The organism is Pseudomonadota bacterium (assembly GCA_030859565.1).
In the GTDB taxonomy this organism is placed as follows: domain Bacteria; phylum Pseudomonadota; class Gammaproteobacteria; order JACCXJ01; family JACCXJ01; genus USCg-Taylor.
On record JALZJW010000278.1, the window covers coordinates 1 to 2,283 of the forward strand.

Annotated in this window: 2 protein-coding genes; both read left to right on the forward strand. The window is 64.0% G+C overall.

What is annotated here, in order from left to right; genetic code table 11:
• Positions 1–608 precede the first annotated feature (608 nt).
• Positions 609–875, forward strand: coding sequence for a DUF1993 domain-containing protein (locus tag M3436_20720; protein ID MDQ3566390.1), 267 nt, complete (start codon positions 609–611; stop codon positions 873–875).
• A gap of 31 nt (positions 876–906) precedes the next feature.
• Positions 907–2,235, forward strand: coding sequence for an IS701 family transposase (locus tag M3436_20725; GenBank protein MDQ3566391.1), 1,329 nt, complete (start codon positions 907–909; stop codon positions 2,233–2,235).
• Positions 2,236–2,283: the final 48 nt, after the last annotated feature.

Sequence of the window (2,283 nt, forward strand, 5' to 3'; positions counted from 1 at the left end):
CTGTAGCTCGAACTCCAAGCCGTATGCGGCGCTTGATTCAACTGGTCGCGTGGTCCGAGACCGGCCCGTGAACATTGCCTCGCACCTACCCCGCTACGGCAACAGAGATTACGAGCGTTCCTGCTCCCCGATCGAGCTCTAGACGCGCCAGGCTTGGAACAACGCGCCGGCGCTGGCGGCAGGTCGCTCGGCGACTGACCTCGCAAGCCCCGGCAGCCTCGCTGAGTACGGGGGCGTGGGCTGGTATTTCTAGTTTTCCGATCCATCCTCTGGCGCCCGTCGGTCCAGCAAGGCGAACACCTCGGTGACGTTGAAATCGCCATGCTGTTTGTGCAAGGGACGCGCACGGCCCGGAGCTGAACCAGCTCTTGCCGAGGGCGGAACGGCTCCGCAAGCGCGGCAACGTTGCTCTTGCTGCCCGCAAATGCGGCCGCAGACCACAAAACTGCTGCTGTTTTGCCCGCACCTCGCAGGCCGAAGGTTACCCCAACGACCGCAGCTCCATTACGATCCGCCAAGCAGGCGCGCCGTGTAACGATGAGCACGCGTGACTTGGACGTCAGGTATGACTGGCCGGCGGAGCAAGCCGTCGGCGCGGAGGATCGCTTATGAGTTTCACGATCTATGATGCCTCTGTGCCGGTGTTCGTCCACTCCATGACGAGCATACAGGCTTGGCTCGACAAGGCCCTTGCTGAAGGGAAGAGTGAGACCGCACTCCTGGAGTCGCGGCTCGCCCCGGACATGCGGCCGTTCCCCGCCCAGATCCAGATGGCGTCAGACGGCGCGAAGAACGCTGTGGCGCGACTAGCACTACTTTGGCAGAAGTTTTTGCCAGGTGGCGCTTTGAGGATTCCCGTGCGTCGGTTTGCATGATTCATGGGAGGTCGGTTTTGGAGGACCGACCATGGCGGCGGAGCGGGATTGGAGAACAGAGCTCGAGCGATGGCTTGAGCCGTTTCTCGCCGTTCTTTCGCATCCGGCACGTCGCCGGATGTGTCCGCTCTACATTGCGGGCCTGATCGGCCCAGGGGACCGGAAGAGCGTGCAACCCATGGCAGCGCGTGCTGACGCGGTCGGCTACGACCAGCTTCATCATTTCGTCGCTGCAGGGGTTTGGGACAGCGCCCCGCTCGAAGTTGCGCTACTGAAGGAGGCCGATCGCCTGGTTGGCGACCCGGCGGGCTTTCTCGTCATCGACGATACGGCACTGCCGAAGAAGGGGCAGCACTCGGTCGGGGTCGCGCCGCAATACGCCTCCTCGCTTGGCAAGACGTCCAACTGCCAGTCGCTGGTCTCGGTGACCCTGGCCTCGCGCGAGGTGCCGGTGATGGTGGGCCTGCGGCTCTTTTTGCCCGAGACCTGGACGGATGATCCCGAGCGCATGACGCGGGCGCGGGTCCCGAAGGATCGGCAGGCCGCTCTGACGAAGCCGGAGATCGCGATCGAGGAGATCGACCGTGTCATCGCATCCGGAGCGCGGTTCGGCTGCGTGCTTGCCGACGCGGGGTACGGGTCGAGCGGTGCGTTCCGCCAAGCTTTGAGTGAGCGCGGCCTCTTGTGGGCGGTCGGGTTGTCGCGACGCCAGAACGTCTACCCGGCCGATGTGGCCCTGATCTTCCCCGTCGCGAAGACCGGCAAGCGCCGCCAATATCACATTCCCGACTGCGCGCCGGTCTTCGCGGAAGCGATGCTTGCAGGTGAGCCATGGCGGAAGATCAGCTGGCGACGCGGTACCAGAGGCCGGCTGACATGCCTCTTCGCGGCTCGCCGTGTCCGCGTTGCGGATGGCCACAAGCACCGGATGCTCGACGATCGCATGCAGTGCATGCCGGGCGACGAGGTCTGGCTCGTCGGCGAGCGCCGGCCGACCGGGGAGCAGAAATACTATGTCTCAAACTTGCCGGCCGAGACCACGCTCAAGATACTCGCTGCCACGATCAAGGCCAGGTGGATCTGTGAGCAGGCGCATCAACAGCTCAAGGAGGAACTCGGCCTCGACCACTTCGAAGGCCGATCCTGGATCGGATTACATCGACATGCCTTGATGACGATGATCGCCTACGCCTTCCTCCAGTCCCGCCGCCTCAAGGCAGCGGGGCGGAAAAAAAAGAATCGGGGGGCCGCCACCGCAACCCAGCATGCCGGCCATCCGGCAAGCGATCGTCGACCTCTTCGCACGACCTCCGCCTTTGCGATGCCTACGGTGTCAGAAGCTCCTCGCAGAGCCCTGTAACCCGAACCTGCCAAAGTAGTGCTAGGCGACGGCCTCATGGTGCTCGTC